Here is a 16,544-nt window from a genome sequence, read left to right on the forward strand (position 1 = left end):
GAGGGGGGTGTGTGAGATGGCTGTGGGACGTGGGAGCGTATGAGCGTGAGCAAGACAGAGACGATGACCCTGAAATACCAGGTAGACGGCCCAGAGGACGCCCCCGTGTTGGTGCTCGGGCCGTCCCTCGGTACCACATGGCACATGTGGGACCGCCAGATACCCGAGCTGTCCCAGCACTGGCGGATCTTCCGCTACGACCTTCCGGGGCATGGTGGAGCCCCCGCCCACCCCGCCGCCGCGGTCACCGACCTCTCCGACCGCCTCCTCGCCACGCTGGACAGCGTCGGCGTGCAGCGCTTCGGATACGTGGGCTGTTCCATCGCCGGCGCCGTCGGTGCCGACCTCGCGCTGCGCCACCCCCACCGGGTCGCCGCCCTGGCGCTCGTCGCCGCGTCGCCGCGCTTCGGCACCGCCGACGAATTCCGCCAGCGCGGGGTGATCGTCCGCAGCAACGGCCTGGAGCCGATCGCCCGCACCTCCCCGGAACGCTGGTTCACCCCGGGCTTCGCCGCCGCCCAGCCGGCCATCGTGGAGTGGGCCGTGCAGATGGTCCGCACCACCGATCCCGGTTGCTACATCGCCTCCTGCGAGGCCCTGGCAGCCTTCGACATCCGTACGGAACTCCCCCGCATCGGGGTGCCGACCCTCGTCCTGGTCGGTGCCGAGGACAAGGTCACCGGCCCCGCCGAGGCCCGGACCCTGGTCGCCGGCATCCCGGACGCCCGGCTCGCACTCGTGCCGGGTGCGTCCCACCTGGCCCCGGTCGAGCAGCCGGCCGCCGTCACCGACCTGCTGCTCATGCACTTCTCGACCGCCTGGCAGGACACCCTGGCGTCGACCCCCGTACCGCCGTCCCCGGGCTTCGCCGCCCCGTTCGCCCCGTTCGCCCCAGTCGTCCCCGTCGCGGAGATCGCTGCCGCGGTCGACCTGCCCGACGTCTCCCCGACAGGACGCAGCGACCGGTACGACCGGGGGATGAAGGTCCGGCGCGAGGTGCTGGGCGATGCGCACGTGGACGCCGCGACGGCCGCGTCCGACGACTTCACCGACGACTTCCAGGAGCTTCTGACCCGCTACGCCTGGGGCGAGATCTGGGCCAGGGAGGGACTCGACCGCAGGGCCCGCAGCTGTGTCTCCCTCACCGCGGTCGTCGCGTCCGGACACCTCGGCGGGCTCGCGCAGCACGTCAGGGCGGCTCTGCGCAACGGGCTCACGCCCGTCGAGATCAAGGAGGTGCTGCTCCAGACGGCCGTCTACTGCGGCGTCCCCGCGGCAGGTGCGGCGTTCGAGATCGCGCAGTCGGTGATCCAGGAGGAAACCACCCCGCCCGCGTAGCAGGATGGGGGCATGAATGCTTCGTCTCTCACGCTCACCAAGAAGACCCACTCCTGCGTCCGCCTGGAGCGGAACGGGCAGTCGCTCGTCATCGACCCCGGGGGGTTCACGGAGGAGGACGCCGCGGTCGGTGCCGACGCGATCCTGGTGACGCACGAACACCCCGACCACTTCGACGAGTCGCGGCTGCGCGCCGCGCTGGAGTCCAACCCCGCCGCGCAGGTGTGGACCCTGCGCAGCGTGGCCGAGCAGGTGTCCGCAGCGTTCCCGGGGCGTGTGCACACGGTCGGCCACGGGGACACGTTCACCGCCGCGGGGTTCGACGTGCAGGTGCACGGCGAGCTGCACGCAGTGATCCACCCGGACATCCCGAGGATCACCAACATCGGCTTCCTCGTGGACGGTTCGGTCTTCCACCCGGGCGACGCGCTCACGGTGCCCGACCAGCCCGTGGATACGCTGATGCTGCCGGTCATGGCCCCCTGGAGCAAGATCTCGGAGGTCATCGACTACGTACGCGAGGTGAAGCCGCGCCGTGCCATCGACATCCACGACGCCCTGCTCACCGACCTCGCCCGCCCGATCTACGACAACCAGATCGGCGCCCTGGGGGGAACGGACCACGGCCGCCTGACTCCGGGCGACGCGACCCGGCTCTGACCCGGCTGTCAGTGTGAGCGGTTAGGTTTACTGCATGCGCATCGCGACCTGGAACGTCAATTCGATCACTGCCCGGCTTCCGAGGCTGCTGGCCTGGCTGGAGAGCAGCGGCACCGATGTGCTGTGCCTCCAGGAGACCAAGTGCACGCTGGAGCAGTTCCCCGCCGAAGCGCTGCGGGAGGCGGGTTACGAGTCCGCGGTCAACGCCACGGGCCGGTGGAACGGCGTCGCGGTGCTCTCCCGCGTCGGCCTCGCGGACGTCGTGACGGGCCTCCCCGGCGGCCCGGAGTACGAGGGCGTGCAGGAGCCGAGGGCGGTCTCCGCGACCTGCGGGGGCGCCCGCGTCTGGTCCGTCTACGTCCCCAACGGCCGCGAGGTCGAGCACGACCACTACGCCTACAAGCTGCGCTGGCTGGAGGCCCTGCAGAAGGCCGTCGCCGCGGACGCCGCGGGGGCGCTGCCGTTCGCGGTCCTCGGTGACTTCAACATCGCACCGACGGACGAGGACGTCTGGGACCCGGCGCTCTTCGTGGGTGCCACCCACGTGACGCCCGCCGAGCGGGCGGCGCTCGCGGCGCTGCGCGAGGGAGGGCTCTCCGACGTCGTGCCGCGCCCCCTCAAGTACGACCACCCGTACTCCTACTGGGACTACCGCCAGCTCAGCTTCCCGAAGAACAAGGGCATGCGCATCGACCTGGTCTACGGCAACGCCCCCTTCGCGGCGGCGGTCAAGGACAGCTACGTCGACCGCGAGGAGCGCAAGGGCAAGGGAGCCTCCGACCACGCACCGGTGGTCGTGGACCTGGACCTCTGACGGCCCGGGGCGCCCCTGGTGTCCCGCCCTCGTATTCGCGCCCGTGCGGGCTGCGGGAGCCCGGGCGACACCTGGTGTCAACTCAGGGTTGACGCTCATCAGGTGTCAACCTAGGGTTGCCCCATGACGAAGCCGTTGCGCGCCAACCCGCCCATCCGTCTCGACGACCTGATCGACGCGATCAAGAAGACTCATACCGACGCACTGGAGCAGCTGACCGGAGCCGTGGTCGCGGCGGATCATCTGGGTGAGATCGCCGACCATCTCATCGGCCACTTCGTGGACCAGGCGCGCCGCTCGGGCGCGTCGTGGACGGACATCGGCCGGAGTATGGGCGTCACCCGGCAGGCCGCCCAGAAGAGGTTCGTTCCCAAGAAGCCCGGTGAGGCCTCGGACCTGGACCCGAGCCAGGGCTTCAGCCGCTTCGACGAACAGGCCGGGAACGTCGTGATGGCCGCGCACAACGAGGCCCACGCCGCCCGCAACGACGAGGTGGGTGTGGGGCACCTGATCCTGGGTCTCCTGGCCGAGCCGGACTCCCTCGGCGCTCAGGCGGTCGCCGGTCAGGGCATCTCGCCGGAGGCGGTCCGCGAGGCCGCGGCCCTCGCGCTGCCTGCCGCGGTCGACGAGGTCCCCGAGCTGATCCCGTACGACGCGGAGGCCCGCAAGGTCCTGGAGCTCACCTTCCGGGAGGCGCTGCGGCTCGGTCACGACTTCATCGGGACCGGGCACATCGTGCTGGCCGTGCTGGAGTTCGAAGGCGGTGTCGGCGTGCTCACGGGGCTGGGCGTCGACAAGGACATTGCGTCGTCCGACATCGCCGCGGCGGTCGCGGCCGAAGCGGTCGCGGCCGAGGCGGAGGAGTCGACTCCGGTCGCCGACAGCTGAGATGACCCTTCAGGGCCAGGGCCGGTACCAGGGCTCGTTGCGCGGGGCACCGGGCCCAGGGCCCGGGGCGAGGTCACCGGATGCCGCTTGCGACGCTGCCCCCGACCCCGACCCCGACCCCGACCCCGACCCCGACCCCGACCCCGACCCCGACCCCGACCCCGACCCCGACCCCGACCCCGACCCCCGACCCGACCCCGGGCGTTGGCGCCGCTGATGAAGCCGATGCCGCCCTTCGCCGGGCGGCATCCGCACGTCCACGGCACTCAGTGCACCGAGAACCCGCCGTCGACGAACAGCGACTGCCCGGTGACGTAGGAAGAGGCGGCGGACGCCAGGAACACCGCGGCGCCCGCGAAGTCCTCCGCGAGCCCGTTGCGGCCCACCATCGTGCGGGCCGCCAGCGCCGCCACCCGCTCCGGGTCCGACGACAGCCGTTCGTTGAGCGGCGTCATCACGAAGCCGGGCACCAGTGTGTTGCAGGTGACGCCGTGCGGGGACCAGGCCTCCGCCTGCGAGCGGGCCAGCGATTCCAGCGCACCCTTGGAGACTCCGTAGGCACCACTCTGCACGAATGCCCGGTGTGCCTGCTGGGAGGTGATGTGGATGATCCGGCCGAAGCCACGCTCGGCCATGCCGGGTCCGAACCTGCGGCCCAGCAGATAGGGCGCCTTGAGGTTCACCGTCATCGTGGTGTCCCAGACGTCCTCGTCGAGCTCACTCATCGGAGGCCGCAGGTTGACGCCCGCGCAGTTGACGAGGATGTCGGGCTCACCGAACGGGGCCACCGCCTCCTCGGCGGCCGCGCGCACGCCCTCGGCCGACCCCAGGTCCGCGCTCACCCAGGCCGCCCGGCAGCCGGCGGCGTCGAGTTCGTCGGCTGTCCGCACGAGTTCCGCCTCCCTGCGCGCCACGATCACCACGCCGGCGCCGGCCTGTGCGAGTGCCCCGGTGATGGCCCGCCCGATGCCGGAGCTGCCGCCGGTCACCAGGGCGACCCGGCCCTCCAGCGAGAAGAGTTCGGAAAGATAGTTGTGCGACGTCATCCCCGTACCTTAGGGAGATGACCAGGCCATGTACGGGGCGGGTCCCGGAAGCGGTACAGTCGCGCGCCCTGCGATGCGGAACGCGTCGGGGGTGGGATCCTGGTGGCATGAACATCCCTTTCCTGGACAACTGGCGTAAGCGACAGGGCGGTACACGGGAGGCGGCTCTCGCGGCCGCCGTCGAGACCGATCCGGACGGCGTCGCCGAGCTGTTCGCGGAATGCGAGTTGCTGCGCGCCAGAGCAGGACAGTGCGGCCTCGAACTCGACGACAGTCCCGCCTCGTTGTCCGCGCTCGACCAGTTGCCGCCCATCTGGCGCGATGATCCTGAGGAGCTGCCCTGGGTGGGCAACGACGCGGGCCTGTACCTCGGCACCGTGCTGGTGCGTACTGTTCCCGGGGCGGCCTGGGACATCCTGGCGGGCGGCAAGCCGGTGGTGCGACTGGGTTCGGGGCGCGAGATCGACGTGGTCGCGGCCGGTCTGGACTGGGCGATGTCCGGCAGTCCCGAGCTCTCCGAGATGTACGCGGAGTCGGCGGAGAGCGGACCGGAGGCCAAAACGCGATAAACAGCCTTATGCGCTGTTGGTGCGTGTCGGCGCCGAAGCGCGTGTTCGCCCCGGATAGTTTGCGCTGACCTCGACACAAAGCGATAAGTGGGTAGGGCAGCGTATGGCCGTCGATCCGTTGATCGAGCTGCGGGACGTCAACAAGCACTTCGGGAAGTTGCACGTGCTGCAGGACATCAATCTCACCGTCGGCCGCGGGGAGGTGGTGGTGGTCATCGGCCCCTCCGGATCGGGCAAATCAACGCTCTGCCGGACCATCAACCGGCTCGAGACGATTGAGTCCGGCCACATCGCCATCGACGGCAAGCCGCTCCCCGAGGAGGGGAAGGGGCTCGCGGAGCTCCGGGCCGAAGTGGGCATGGTCTTCCAGTCGTTCAACCTGTTCGCACACAAGACCGTGCTGGCGAACGTCTCGCTCGCCCAGCTCAAGGTCCGCAAGCGCAGGAAGGACGAGGCCGACCAGCGCTCCCGGGAACTGCTGGAGCGGGTCGGGCTCGCCTCGCAGGCGGACAAGTTTCCCGCCCAGCTCTCCGGGGGGCAGCAGCAGCGCGTCGCCATCGCCCGCGCCCTCGCCATGGACCCCAAGGCGCTCCTCTTCGACGAGCCCACCTCGGCACTCGACCCGGAGATGATCAACGAGGTCCTCGAGGTCATGCAGCAGCTCGCCCGTGAGGGCATGACCATGGTGGTCGTCACGCACGAGATGGGCTTCGCCCGCTCCGCCGCCAACCGCGTGGTCTTCATGTCCGACGGATGCATCATCGAGGACCGCACTCCGGAGGACTTCTTCACGTCCCCGGAGAGCGACCGCGCCAAGGACTTCCTGTCCAAGATCCTCAAGCACTGACAGGGGGCACCGTGTTGCGTACGAGGAACATCGCGGCCGTCCTGGTCTGCCTCCTGATCACCGCGCTCGCCGCCGGCTGCGGCAGGGAGGGCAGCCCCCCGGTCAAGGGACCGAAAGCGGGCGAGCTGCCCCAGTACACGGTCGACACCGCCTTCCGCCTGCCGGAGTCGAGGACCTGGACGAAAGCCAAGAGGCGGGGCTACCTCGTCGTCGGCGCCAAGGAGGACCAGCCCTATCTCGGAGAGAAGGACCCCGCCACCGGCATCTACTCAGGCTTCGACATCGAGATCGCCCGCATGATGGCTGCCTCCCTCGGCTTCGAACCGGACACGATCCGCTTCCGGACCATCGCCTCCGCCAACCGGGAGACGGCACTCCAGAACGGCCAGATCGACTACTACGTCGGCACCTACACGATCAACGACATGCGCAAGAAGCTCGTCGGCTTCGCCGGGCCGTACTACATGGCCGGACAGGGGCTGCTGGTGCGCACGGACGAGAACGACATCCACGGGCCGCAGGACCTGGCGGGCAAGACCGTCTGCTCGGCCGCCGGATCGACCCCGTACCAGCGCATCGCCGCGGACTTCCCCGAAGCGGATCTCGTCGCCTACGACACGTACTCGATCTGTGTCGACAACCTGCTGACCTTCCAGGTCGACGCCGTCACCACGGACGACGCCATCCTGCTGGGCTTCGCGGCCAAGGCTCCGGACGAGATGAAGGTGGTGGGCAAGCCCTTCTCGGAGGAGCCGTACGGCATCGGCGTACCGCGCAGTGACAACGCGCTGCGTGCCGCGCTCAACGACGCACTGGAGGCCGACGAGAAGAACGGCAACTGGAAGAAGGCGTTCGAGGCGACCCTCGGTCTGTCGGGAGTGCCCGCGCCGAAACCCCCGCCCATCGACCGCTACCCGTCGAACTGAGGGGCCGGCCACCACCATGGATGTACTCACAGAGAACTGGTCGCTCTACGGCAAGGGCTTCCTCGGCACCGTCGAACTCACCGTCTACGCCTCGATCCTGGCGCTGGTGCTCGGCTTCGTCATGGCGTCCTTCCGCGTCGCTCCCGTGGGCTCGCTCCGGGTGATCGGCACCGTCTGGGTCGCGGTGCTCCGCAACACCCCGCTGACCCTGCTGTTCTTCGCGGTGCTGCTCGGCCTGCCGCGCTTCGGCCTGGTCCTGCCCTTCCAGGTCTTCGCCGTCCTCGCCCTCGGCTGCTACACCTCGGCCTTCATCTGCGAGGCACTGCGTTCCGGAATCAACACCGTGCCCACAGGGCAGGGCGAAGCCGCCCGGAGCCTCGGGATGTCCTTCGGGCAGACACTGAACAACGTGGTCCTGCCCCAGGCCTTCCGGTCGGTGATCCCGCCCGTGGGGTCGACGCTCATCGCCCTGGCCAAGAACTCCGCGATCGCGGGAGCGTTCAGCGTCACCGAGCTGCTGGGCACCTACAAGACCCTCAACGAGCTCGGCTACAGCATCATCTGGTCCTTCATCTGGATCGCCGTCGGATACCTCATCATCACCCTCGCCATCAGTGCTCTCTTCAACGTGTTGGAGAAGCGCTGGGGAGTCGCCCGATGACCCACTCCACCGCCTCCGCCACCGCGCTCTACGACATCCCGGGCCCGGTCACCCGAAAGCGGCACTTCCTCTACGGAGTGCTGTCGACGGCCGTGATCCTCGCGCTGTTCGGCTGGATCCTCTACCTGCTCTTCGACACGGACCAGTTCACCAGCGCCAAGTGGACGCCCTTCACGTACAAGGGCATCCAGGAGCTGCTGCTGCGCGGACTCGGCAACACCCTGAAGGCCTTCGCATACGCGGCGGTCCTCTCCCTCGCGCTCGGGGCGGTGCTGGCCGTCGGCCGGCTCTCCGACCACAAGCCGGTGCGATGGATCTCGACGTTGCTCGTCGAGTTCTTCAGGGCCATGCCCGTGCTGGTGATGATCTTCTTCATCTTCGTCGCACTCAAGGTCCAGCCGCTGCCGGCGCTGGTTGCCGGACTGACCCTCTACAACGGGTCGGTGCTCGCCGAGGTCTTCCGCACCGGGATCAACTCCGTGGAGCGGGGGCAGCGGGAGGCGGCGTACGCCCTGGGCATGCGGAAGACCCAGGTCACCACCTACGTCCTGGCCCCGCAGGCCGTCCGCGCGATGCTGCCCACCATCATCAGCCAGCTGGTGGTGGCGCTCAAGGACACCTCGCTGGGCTATCTGATCACCTACGAGGAGTTCCTCCACGCGGGCAAACTGATCGCGTCGAACCTCGATTACGACCTGCCGTTCATCCCGGTGGTCATGGTGATCTCGCCCATCTACATCGGCATGTGCATGCTGCTCTCCTGGTTCGCCACCTGGGTGGCCAGACGGGAGCGGCGCAACCCGAAGACGGAGGGGACGGGCGTCGCCGCCGCCGAGCCCGGGACGTTGCTGCCGGGCCGCCCGAAGTAGACATCGGCGAGTCCGTCCGGCCGCAGCCGGTGATCACTCCTCGCACCACGGGCCCGGGACGCGATCCGTACCCGTGCCCGGTGGGGGAGAAGGTCAGCTGTGTGCCGGCCGGGTCGCGGTCGATGTGACCAGGTCCGGTGGGAGTCACCGGGGGACACATGACCGGTCCGGACGCCGTGGGTGTGGAGTGCCGCTCCACACCCACGGCGCAGTCGGCCGTCCGTACACCGGCCCTTCGAGAGGGGGAGAAGGGCACTGCCGACCGGGTCACCGGCAAGGGCCGGCCCGTCGTCGTCCGGCGGGCGGCGAGGGTGCCGCTCTCCGGGGCGGTGCGGCGTCCCGGGCCTCAGCCGGTGGCCCGGTGCGAGGTGCGGGGCGCGGTGGGCAGTGGGGCCTGCGCCGTGCGTGTCACGTCGCCGATCAGCTCGACCACATCGGGTCCGTACGCCTGGGAGTTGACGACTTTCAGGAGGAGCACGAAGGAGTTGCCGCGGTGTTTGCGCTGCAGCTTCTCGTAGTTGCGCATCAGGTATCGCGAGGCGGCCTGGTTCGTGATGGCTCGCTGACCGCACAGCAGGAAGACGGGACGGGCGCCCTGGCCACCCGTCAGGCGTGCGAGCAGTACATGCTCGGAGGTGCCGGGCTCCAGCCGGTAGCGCTCCGAACCGACCTGGAACGCCGCACGGTCGGGGCCCGGCTCGGGCCCGGTGTCGACCTTCACACCCGGCAGCAGCGACTGGAGGTGTGCGGCCATGCGCCGGTTCGAACCCGGCCCGCCCACACAGAACTCGGTCCGTTCGCCGAACCCCTGCTGGGCGGTGTCGTGGGACACGATCTGGGCGTGTGCGTCGCAGTCCTTGATGAGCGCGGAGAGTTCGAGCAGGGCGAAGACGTCGTGGCGGTGGACCGCGCCGTCGCCGCCCGCGTCACGGTTGACGACGAGAAGGCATTCGGAATTCCCCGGCAGCCCGAAGAAGGCCTGCTTACGGCGGAGTTTGCGACGCCAGAGGTACGTACGGGCGATCCAGCCGAGGGCGGCGCTGATCCCGGCAGCTATGAGACCGAGCACGATGTTGCGTACGTCGTCGTTCATGAGCGGGCATAGTAGCGGTCACTTCGGACGTGTGGCCTTGGTGGTCGTGGACCTGGAGCGGGCGCCCCTAGGGGTGCATAGGGGATGCAGCCCCCAAGGGGGCGTTCGTAGGCTGCCGAGCGTCCCGTTCGTCCGACGCCCGGAAAGCAGGCGGTACACCATGACGTCGGTCCTCATCACCGGTTGCAGCAGTGGTATCGGCCTGGAGACCGCGCTGGCGTTCGCGCGCAGGGGAGACCGCGTCCACGCCTGCGTACGCGATCCCGCTTCCGCCGGTGAACTGCTCGGCCGCGCCCGGGCGGAGAACCTCACCTTGGACGTGCCCCGGCTCGACGTCACCGACGACGCCTCGGTCGCCGCCGCCGTCGACGGGGTGCTGGAGCGGCACGGCGCCATCGACGTGCTGGTCAACAACGCCGGTATCGACCGCTCCGGGGCCGTGGAGCTCATGCCGCAGGACGAGGCGCGTGCGGTGCTGGAGACCAACTTCTGGGGGCCGGTACGAACCGTGCGCGCGGTGCTTCCCGGCATGCGTGCGCGCGGCAGCGGCGTCATCGTCAATGTCTCCTCCCTCGCCGGCCGTACGTTCGCCGTGCCGCACGGTGGTTTCTACGCCGCCGGCAAGGCCGCCCTGGGCACGCTCAGCGAGGCCCTGTCGGCCGAGGTACGGCCCTTCGGGATCCGCGTGGTGTGCCTGGAGCCCGGCAGCTACGCCTCCCGCATCAACCGGGGCAGCACCGCGGGCGCCGCCCCGCCGAAACCGCCCGAGGCCGACCCGTACGCCGCCGACAGTGCGTGGACCGCGCGGTTCCTCGCCCGGGTTCAGGAGGGAGCGGGGGACTGCGGCGAGGTGGCCGAGGCCGTCATGGCCGCCGTCGACGACCCCGGGACTCCGCTGCACCTGCCCGTCGGCAAGGACGCGGAAACGGCGCTGGAGTACCTGGGCTCCGCTTCCTACGAGCAGTGGCTGCCGCTCTTCGTCCAGCAGGCCGAGTCCCTCGCAGGCCCCAGGCCGACAGCGGGCCGGGACTGAAGGCACCCTCCAGGCCGATGGCTACGGCAGCCTGACCCGGGGCCGGTCCTGCCCACGGGCCGGCCGGAAGAGGTCGCCGGGGGTATGCGCCCCGATCTCGCGCAAGGCGTCACCGACCTCGCCCGTGGCCGCACCGACGGACAGGGCGTCCAGGGCCGGCCCGTGTGCGTCCACGGGTACACGCACGCGTGAACGGGTGCTGCCCCGGCCCACCCGGCTTCCGGGCCGGGTCCCGGCCCGGAAGCCGGGCCCGTGGACCTGCTCGACGGGAAGCCCGGATCCGGCAGGGGCGAGGCCGGTTGGTCACCACGGGTTCACGTCCGCACGTCCTCGTTCGTCGTCGTCGTGCGGGGCGGACGGGGCTGCCCCCTCAGCACGTGGGCCGGGCACGCGCTGCCCTTCCCCAGCTCACGTACCGGACGGCGTCGCCCCCCCCGGGACGTGAGCCGGTCCCCGGCCCGCGCGGGACCACGCCGCGAGCGGCGGAACAGGTCAGCCGGTGACGTGGATGGACTGTGACGGGCACAGTTCGACCGCGCGGTGCACATCCTCCAGCAGCTCCGCCGCGGGCTTCTCCTGGAGCACCACGACGAGACCGTCGTCGTCCTGGTCGAAGACCTCGGGGCTGAGCATCGCGCACTGGCCGGCACCCACGCACCGGTCGCGGTCCGTGGTGACACGCATGACGGGGATTCCGATCGGTTCGGCCGTCACCAGGTGACGGGCAGTTCGTAGACGCCGTAGACCATGGCGTCGTCCTTGAAACGCAGTTCTTCGGCCGGTACGGCCAGCCGGAGGCCCGGAACGCGGCGCAGCAGGGTGCCGTACACGATCTCCAGCTCCGCGCGGGCGAGGTTCGCGCCCATGCACTGGTGGATGCCGTACCCGAAGGCGAGGTGGCTGCGAGCCTCCTTGCGGTGGAAGTCGAGGGTGCCGGGGTCCGCGAAGACCGCCTCGTCGTGGTCGGCGGCGTTGTTCAGCGCCAGGATGCCCTCACCGGCGCGGATGGTGACACCGCCCACCTCGATGTCCTCGACGGCGACACGGGCGGTGCCCGAGTCCGAGATGGAGAAGACCCGCAGCAACTCCTCGATCGCGTTCGGCAGCAAGGTGTCGTCCGACCGCAGCTCCGCCAGGTGGTCAGGGTGCTCCAGCAGCGCAAGCACACCGAGCGCGATCATGTTGGCCGTCGTCTCGTGGCCGCCCACCAGCATCATCCGGGCCATGGTCACAACGTCGAGGTGGTCGGCGGCCTGCTCGGCGCGGTTCTTCTCCAGGAACCGGCTGATCAGGTCGTCGCCCGGCTCGGTCTCCTTGAGGGTCACCAGCTCGTCGAGGTACATGTCCAGGGCCTGCACCGCCGCCCCGTACTCCTCGGGGCCGAGGTCGTGGTTCATCATGGCCGCCGACCACTCCTCGAACCTGGCGTGGTCCTCGTAGGGGACGCCGAGCAGTTCGCAGATGGTCAGGGACGGCACCGGCAGGGCGAGGGCCGCGACCAGGTCCACCGGGCCGTCCGCGGCCAGCATGGCGTCGATGCGCTCGTCGACGATCTCCTGGATCCGGGGTCGCATCTCCTTCACCCGCCGCGCCGTGAACTCCGGTATCAGCATCCGGCGTTGCGCGGTGTGGTCCGGCGGGTCCATGGACAGCATCATCAGCCGGACGTGGGCCAGCATCTCCTCGGAGATGTGGAACTGGTGCGGGTAGCCGGGACGCTTGAGGTTGCTGCTCACCCGCGGATCGCCGAGCACCTGCTTGACGTGCTCGTGCCGGGTCACCAGCCAGGTCGGCTTGCCGTTCACCTTGAGCGAGGCGCGGGACACGGGCTCGTCCGCGCGCAGTTCGGCGTACTCGCCCGGCTCGCTGAACGGGCAGGCGCGTCGCATCGGGAACTGCGGATGCGGCGACGCCGTCTCGAGCGCCGGGTCGGCGGACTGGGTCATGGCTGCCTCTCGAACGGAACGGTGGGGGAAGGGATGCGCGGCCGGGTGTGCGGCGTCACCAGGTGACGGGCAGCTCGTACAGGCCCCAGACGATCGCGTCGTCCTTGAACCGCAGTTCCTCGGCCGGCGTGGCCAGGCGCAGCGTCGGTATCCGGCGCAGCAGAGTGGAGTAGACGACGTCGAGTTCCATCCGGGCCAGGTTCTGGCCGACGCACTGATGGACGCCGTACCCGAAGGCCACGTGGCTGCGGGCCTCGCGGCGCACGTCCAGCCGGTCCGCGTCGGGGAAGACGGCCTCGTCGTGGTTGGCCGCGTTGTTCAGCGGCAGGATGCCGTCACCGGCGCGGATGGTGACGTCCCCGAGCTCGATGTCCTCCATGGCCACGCGCGCCGTGCCGGCGTCCGAGATCGAGAACAGCCGCAGCAGTTCCTCGACCGCGCGGGGCATCAGGCCGGGGTCCTCGCGCAGGTCGGCGAGCTGGTCCGGGTGCTCCAGCAGGGCCAGCACACCCAGTGCGATCATGTTCGCGGTGGTCTCGTGACCGGTGACCAGCATCAGCTTGGACATGCTGGCGATGTCCGCGTGCTCCACCGCCGGGGTCTCCCGGTTGAACTCGATGAGCCGGCTGATCATGTCGTCGCCGGGCTCGCTCTCCTTGGCGGTGACCAGCCCGTCGACGTAGCGGTCCAGCTCGTAGTGGGCGATGCCCCGTTGCTCGTCGCTGACCTCGTGGTTCATGATCGCCCACGCCCACTCCTCGAACCGGGTGTGGTCCTCGTAGGGGACGCCGAGCAGTTCGCAGATCACCAGGGACGGCACCGGCAACGCGAGGGCCGTGACGAGATCCACCGGACTGTCGCAGCCCTTGGCGAGCATGTCGTCGATCTGCTGGTCCACGAGCTGCTGCACCCGGGCGCGCAGTTCGCGCATGCGGCGCACGCTGAACTCCGGTGCCAGCATGCGACGTTGCACCGTGTGATCGGGCGGGTCCATGGACAGGAAGGTGAGCGGAACCGACTGGAGCGTCTCCTCCGGCACCGGCACCTGGAGCGGGTAGCCCGGCAGCTTCAGATTGGCGCTCACCCGCGAGTCGCCGAGCAGCTTCTTGTACAGGTCGTGGCGGGTGACCAGCCAGGTCGGCTTGCCGTTCACCTTCAGCCGCGCCCGGGAGACCGGTTCGTTCTCGCGCAGCCCGGTGTAGGCGGCGGGTGGACTGAAGGGGCAGGCCCGGCGCATCGGGAACTCCGGGATGGCGTCCTCGTTGGCCGCTTCGGCAGGTGCAGTCATGGTGTCCTCTTCGTACGGGAGGGAGCGGGGCGCGCCGTTTCACCCGGGGAGGGCTCCGGGCTCGGCGCCGGCGCGGTCCGCCGGCCTTCTCCCGCACGCTAGGGAGCAGGGCCGGGGGCGGCCCACCCCTACGCGCCCCTAGCGGCACGGGCCCTTGGGGGGTGCGGCCGTGGCCCTCGTCACTCCCCCTACCACTAGGGGCGGTTAGGGGTCCGTCGAACGTCAGGGCGACGGTTAGCGTCGGCTGCGGACCGCGACGGAAGCACCGTTCGCCCAGCGCCACCGAGCTCCGCGGTCCCGGCCGGATCTCCCTCACCGGACGGCCGCCGCACTCCGCAGCCGAGCAGAGGTGATCAGCGTGTCCCCGAAACCCAGTGCGCAGGGTCTCGTACCCAGCGTCAAGGGCACCGTCCCCTTCGGGGAGTACCGGACCTGGTACCGGGTGACCGGTGAACTCGGTTCGGGCCGCCCGGCGGTCGTCGTCGTGCACGGGGGCCCCGGCAGCACGCACGACTACCTGCTGGCGCTGGCCCGCCTGGCCGACGACGGCTGGCCGGTCGTCCACTACGACCAGCTGGGCAACGGCGGATCCACCCATCTGCCCGACAGGCCGACGGACTTCTGGACGGTCGACCTCTTCCTCGACGAACTCGGCAACCTCGTAAGGGAACTGGGCATCGCGGAGGACTACGTCCTGTTCGGCCAGTCCTGGGGAGGCCCGCTGAGCGCCCGCCACGCGATGGGCCGCCCGCCCGGCCTGCGCGGCCTGGTCGTCGCCAACGCGCCCGCCTCCTACCCCATCTGGCTGGAGGAGATGGCCCGGCTGCGGGCCTCCCTGCCGCCGGACGTGCAGGAGACCCTGGTGCGTCACGAGACGGCCGGCACGTACGACACCGAGGAGTACCTGGCCGCGATGCGTGTCTTCTACGACCGCCACGTGTGCCGGCTCACCCCGTGGCCCCGCGACTTCCTCTCCTCCTTCATGGAGACCTACAACGACCCGACGGTCTACTACGCGATGAACGGACCCACCGAGTTCCACGTGATCGGCTCCCTGAAGGACTGGTCGATCGTCGACGAACTGCACACCATCCGCACTCCCACCCTGCTCCTGAGCGGACGTCATGACGAGGCCACCCCGGCCGTCGTCCAGCCCTACATGGATCGTGTCCCCGGGGCCCGCTGGGAGATCTTCGAGGAGTCCAGCCACCTTCCGCACCTGGAGGAACCTGACCGGTTCTTCGAGGTGCTCACCGACTTCCTCGCAGGCCTGTGACACGCCGCGCAGTGCCGCCGGCCAGAACGTCGCGGACCACCGTGAAAGGGGGCGGGGACACCGCCATGGCGTACGACACCGCCCTCGTCTTCCCCGGTATGGGACCCGTCCCGTTCGCCGAGGTGGGCCGCTTCATGGTCGCCAGTCCCTGGGCCCGGGAGCTGGTCGCCGTCGCCGACGACGTCCTCGGCTACTCGCTGGTGGACACCTACCGAGGCGCCGAGGGCGACTACTCGGAGGCCGCCCAGGTCGCGTTCCTCGTGAACTGCCTGGCCAGCGCCTACTGGGCCCGCGAGCACCTGGACATCGCCCCCGACATCGTGGCCGGCCCCAGCTTCGGGGAGAAGGCGGCCCTCGCCTACACCGGCGTCCTCGACCTGCCCGACGCGATCCGCCTCACCGCCGAGATCGCGCGGTGCCTCGACGAGTACTTCGCCGACCACCACCGGGACATCGTCACCCTGTCCTTCGTCCGCGCCCCGCGCGAGGAGCTGGACGCGATCCTCGCCGAACTCGACGACGCCGGGGAGTGGCACGAGATCTCCTGCCACATCGACGACGGCTTCTGGATGGTCTCCCTGGCCGAAGGGCGTGTGGAGTGGATGAGGGAGCGGCTGCGCGCCATCGGCAGCCTTCCCCTCTACACCATGCGGCCCCCCATGCACGCCTCGGCGTTCGCGCCGCTGCGGGACAAGGCCGAACGCGAGGTCATCTCCCGCTACACCTTCGCCGATCCCGCACTGCCGGTCGTCGCCGACCAGGACGGCAGGCTGCTGCACACCGGCGAGGAACTGCGCACCATGCTGCTCGACAGCTTCGACCACCCCATGAACTGGCCCAGCGTCACCACGGCGTTGCGGGACGCCGGAGTCCGGCGGATGTGCGTCGCCGGACCCGACAGCCTCTTCGGCCGGGTTCCCCGCACCATCCGCACCTTCGAGGTCGTCGCCGCGCATCCCCGCTCGGCGATGACCCCCCGGCGCCGTCCGCGCGCCGCCTGACCCGTCCGATCCGCCCTATCCGCAGGAGGCACACCCATGTGGGACGACCAGTTCGAAGAGATACTCCGCACCTTCCTGCCGTTCCTGCCCCCGCAGGAACCGCTGACCGCCGACGACGAGCTGAAGGACCTCGGCCTGGACTCGCTGGGCATGGTCCAGCTGCTCGGCATGCTGGAGGAGGCGTACCAGGTGCGCTTCCGCGACAGCGCGCTGACCATGGACACCTTCCGCAGCGCGGGCGTGCTGTGGGAGACCGTCGAGGGCATGCTCCAGCGCGCCACGAGCTGAC

Annotated in this window: 20 protein-coding genes; 14 read left to right on the top strand and 6 right to left on the bottom strand. The window is 70.0% G+C overall.

Going from position 1 to position 16,544, the window contains the following annotated elements; all coding sequences use genetic code 11:
• Positions 1 to 39: 39 nt before the first annotated feature.
• From HED23_RS12265 to HED23_RS12285, 5 genes are all read left to right on the top strand, one after another.
• A complete protein-coding gene (locus tag HED23_RS12265; protein ID WP_203183435.1) occupies positions 40 to 1,338 on the top strand; it encodes an alpha/beta fold hydrolase in 1,299 nt (432 codons plus the stop codon).
• Positions 1,339 to 1,350: 12 nt separating this feature from the next.
• The gene (locus HED23_RS12270) at positions 1,351 to 1,998 is read left to right on the top strand and encodes an MBL fold metallo-hydrolase (protein WP_203183436.1); all 648 of its coding nucleotides are present in this window, start codon (positions 1,351 to 1,353) and stop codon (positions 1,996 to 1,998) included.
• Between the two features lie 34 nt (positions 1,999 to 2,032).
• On the top strand, positions 2,033 to 2,812 hold the full coding sequence (locus HED23_RS12275) for an exodeoxyribonuclease III (RefSeq protein WP_203183437.1): 780 nt from the start codon (positions 2,033 to 2,035) through the stop codon (positions 2,810 to 2,812).
• A 123-nt stretch (positions 2,813 to 2,935) separates the two neighbouring features.
• Positions 2,936 to 3,700, top strand: a complete 765-nt coding sequence (locus HED23_RS12280; protein ID WP_203183438.1) for a Clp protease N-terminal domain-containing protein — start codon at positions 2,936 to 2,938, stop codon at positions 3,698 to 3,700.
• 1 nt (position 3,701) lies between these two features.
• The gene (locus tag HED23_RS12285; protein ID WP_203183439.1) at positions 3,702 to 3,917 is read left to right on the top strand and encodes a hypothetical protein; all 216 of its coding nucleotides are present in this window, start codon (positions 3,702 to 3,704) and stop codon (positions 3,915 to 3,917) included.
• Between the two features lie 49 nt (positions 3,918 to 3,966).
• Here the strand turns inward: HED23_RS12285 and HED23_RS12290 are convergent, their stop codons facing one another.
• Positions 3,967 to 4,746: an SDR family NAD(P)-dependent oxidoreductase gene (locus HED23_RS12290; RefSeq protein WP_203183440.1), complete on the bottom strand. Its 780-nt coding sequence runs from the start codon at positions 4,744 to 4,746 to the stop codon at positions 3,967 to 3,969.
• A gap of 107 nt (positions 4,747 to 4,853) precedes the next feature.
• On the opposite strand from HED23_RS12290, the gene HED23_RS12295 reads away from it, so the two are divergent.
• The 5 genes from HED23_RS12295 (at position 4,854) to HED23_RS12315 (ending at position 8,618) form a co-directional block, all read left to right on the top strand.
• Positions 4,854 to 5,315, top strand: coding sequence for a DUF6278 family protein (locus HED23_RS12295; RefSeq protein WP_203183441.1), 462 nt, complete (start codon positions 4,854 to 4,856; stop codon positions 5,313 to 5,315).
• 103 nt (positions 5,316 to 5,418) lie between these two features.
• Complete coding sequence (locus HED23_RS12300; protein ID WP_203183442.1) at positions 5,419 to 6,162, top strand: amino acid ABC transporter ATP-binding protein; 744 nt, start codon at positions 5,419 to 5,421, stop codon at positions 6,160 to 6,162.
• 11 nt (positions 6,163 to 6,173) lie between these two features.
• Positions 6,174 to 7,088, top strand: a complete 915-nt coding sequence (locus HED23_RS12305) for a glutamate ABC transporter substrate-binding protein (protein WP_203183443.1) — start codon at positions 6,174 to 6,176, stop codon at positions 7,086 to 7,088.
• Positions 7,089 to 7,104: 16 nt separating this feature from the next.
• Entirely contained in the window at positions 7,105 to 7,749 is a 645-nt protein-coding gene (locus HED23_RS12310) for an amino acid ABC transporter permease (protein ID WP_203183444.1), read from the top strand.
• Complete coding sequence (locus HED23_RS12315; protein WP_203183445.1) at positions 7,746 to 8,618, top strand: amino acid ABC transporter permease; 873 nt, start codon at positions 7,746 to 7,748, stop codon at positions 8,616 to 8,618. The genes HED23_RS12310 and HED23_RS12315 overlap by 4 nt, the downstream gene beginning before the upstream one ends.
• Positions 8,619 to 8,964: 346 nt before the next feature.
• Here the strand turns inward: HED23_RS12315 and HED23_RS12320 are convergent, their stop codons facing one another.
• Complete coding sequence (locus HED23_RS12320; RefSeq protein WP_203183446.1) at positions 8,965 to 9,711, bottom strand: hypothetical protein; 747 nt, start codon at positions 9,709 to 9,711, stop codon at positions 8,965 to 8,967.
• 160 nt (positions 9,712 to 9,871) lie between these two features.
• On the opposite strand from HED23_RS12320, the gene HED23_RS12325 reads away from it, so the two are divergent.
• The gene (locus HED23_RS12325; protein ID WP_203183447.1) at positions 9,872 to 10,744 is read left to right on the top strand and encodes an SDR family oxidoreductase; all 873 of its coding nucleotides are present in this window, start codon (positions 9,872 to 9,874) and stop codon (positions 10,742 to 10,744) included.
• 21 nt (positions 10,745 to 10,765) lie between these two features.
• Here the strand turns inward: HED23_RS12325 and HED23_RS12330 are convergent, their stop codons facing one another.
• The 4 genes from HED23_RS12330 to HED23_RS12345 form a co-directional block, all read right to left on the bottom strand.
• A complete protein-coding gene (locus HED23_RS12330) occupies positions 10,766 to 10,930 on the bottom strand; it encodes a hypothetical protein (protein WP_203183448.1) in 165 nt (54 codons plus the stop codon).
• A 306-nt stretch (positions 10,931 to 11,236) separates the two neighbouring features.
• Positions 11,237 to 11,428: a ferredoxin gene (locus HED23_RS12335; RefSeq protein ID WP_203183449.1), complete on the bottom strand. Its 192-nt coding sequence runs from the start codon at positions 11,426 to 11,428 to the stop codon at positions 11,237 to 11,239.
• A 26-nt stretch (positions 11,429 to 11,454) separates the two neighbouring features.
• Positions 11,455 to 12,690, bottom strand: coding sequence for a cytochrome P450 (locus HED23_RS12340; RefSeq protein WP_203183450.1), 1,236 nt, complete (start codon positions 12,688 to 12,690; stop codon positions 11,455 to 11,457).
• A gap of 55 nt (positions 12,691 to 12,745) precedes the next feature.
• Entirely contained in the window at positions 12,746 to 13,978 is a 1,233-nt protein-coding gene (locus HED23_RS12345) for a cytochrome P450 (RefSeq protein ID WP_203183451.1), read from the bottom strand.
• Positions 13,979 to 14,336: 358 nt separating this feature from the next.
• Here HED23_RS12345 and HED23_RS12350 point away from each other — a divergent pair, with 358 nt between their 5' ends.
• The 3 genes from HED23_RS12350 to HED23_RS12360 all read left to right on the top strand — a co-directional run bounded on the left by HED23_RS12350 (position 14,337) and on the right by HED23_RS12360 (position 16,543).
• Positions 14,337 to 15,254, top strand: coding sequence for a proline iminopeptidase-family hydrolase (locus HED23_RS12350; RefSeq protein ID WP_203183452.1), 918 nt, complete (start codon positions 14,337 to 14,339; stop codon positions 15,252 to 15,254).
• Between the two features lie 65 nt (positions 15,255 to 15,319).
• Positions 15,320 to 16,255, top strand: coding sequence for an ACP S-malonyltransferase (locus HED23_RS12355; RefSeq protein ID WP_203183453.1), 936 nt, complete (start codon positions 15,320 to 15,322; stop codon positions 16,253 to 16,255).
• A 36-nt stretch (positions 16,256 to 16,291) separates the two neighbouring features.
• A complete protein-coding gene (locus tag HED23_RS12360) occupies positions 16,292 to 16,543 on the top strand; it encodes a phosphopantetheine-binding protein (RefSeq protein ID WP_203183454.1) in 252 nt (83 codons plus the stop codon).
• Position 16,544: the final 1 nt, after the last annotated feature.

Source organism: Streptomyces pratensis (genome assembly GCF_016804005.1).
GTDB lineage: Bacteria > Actinomycetota > Actinomycetes > Streptomycetales > Streptomycetaceae > Streptomyces > Streptomyces pratensis_A.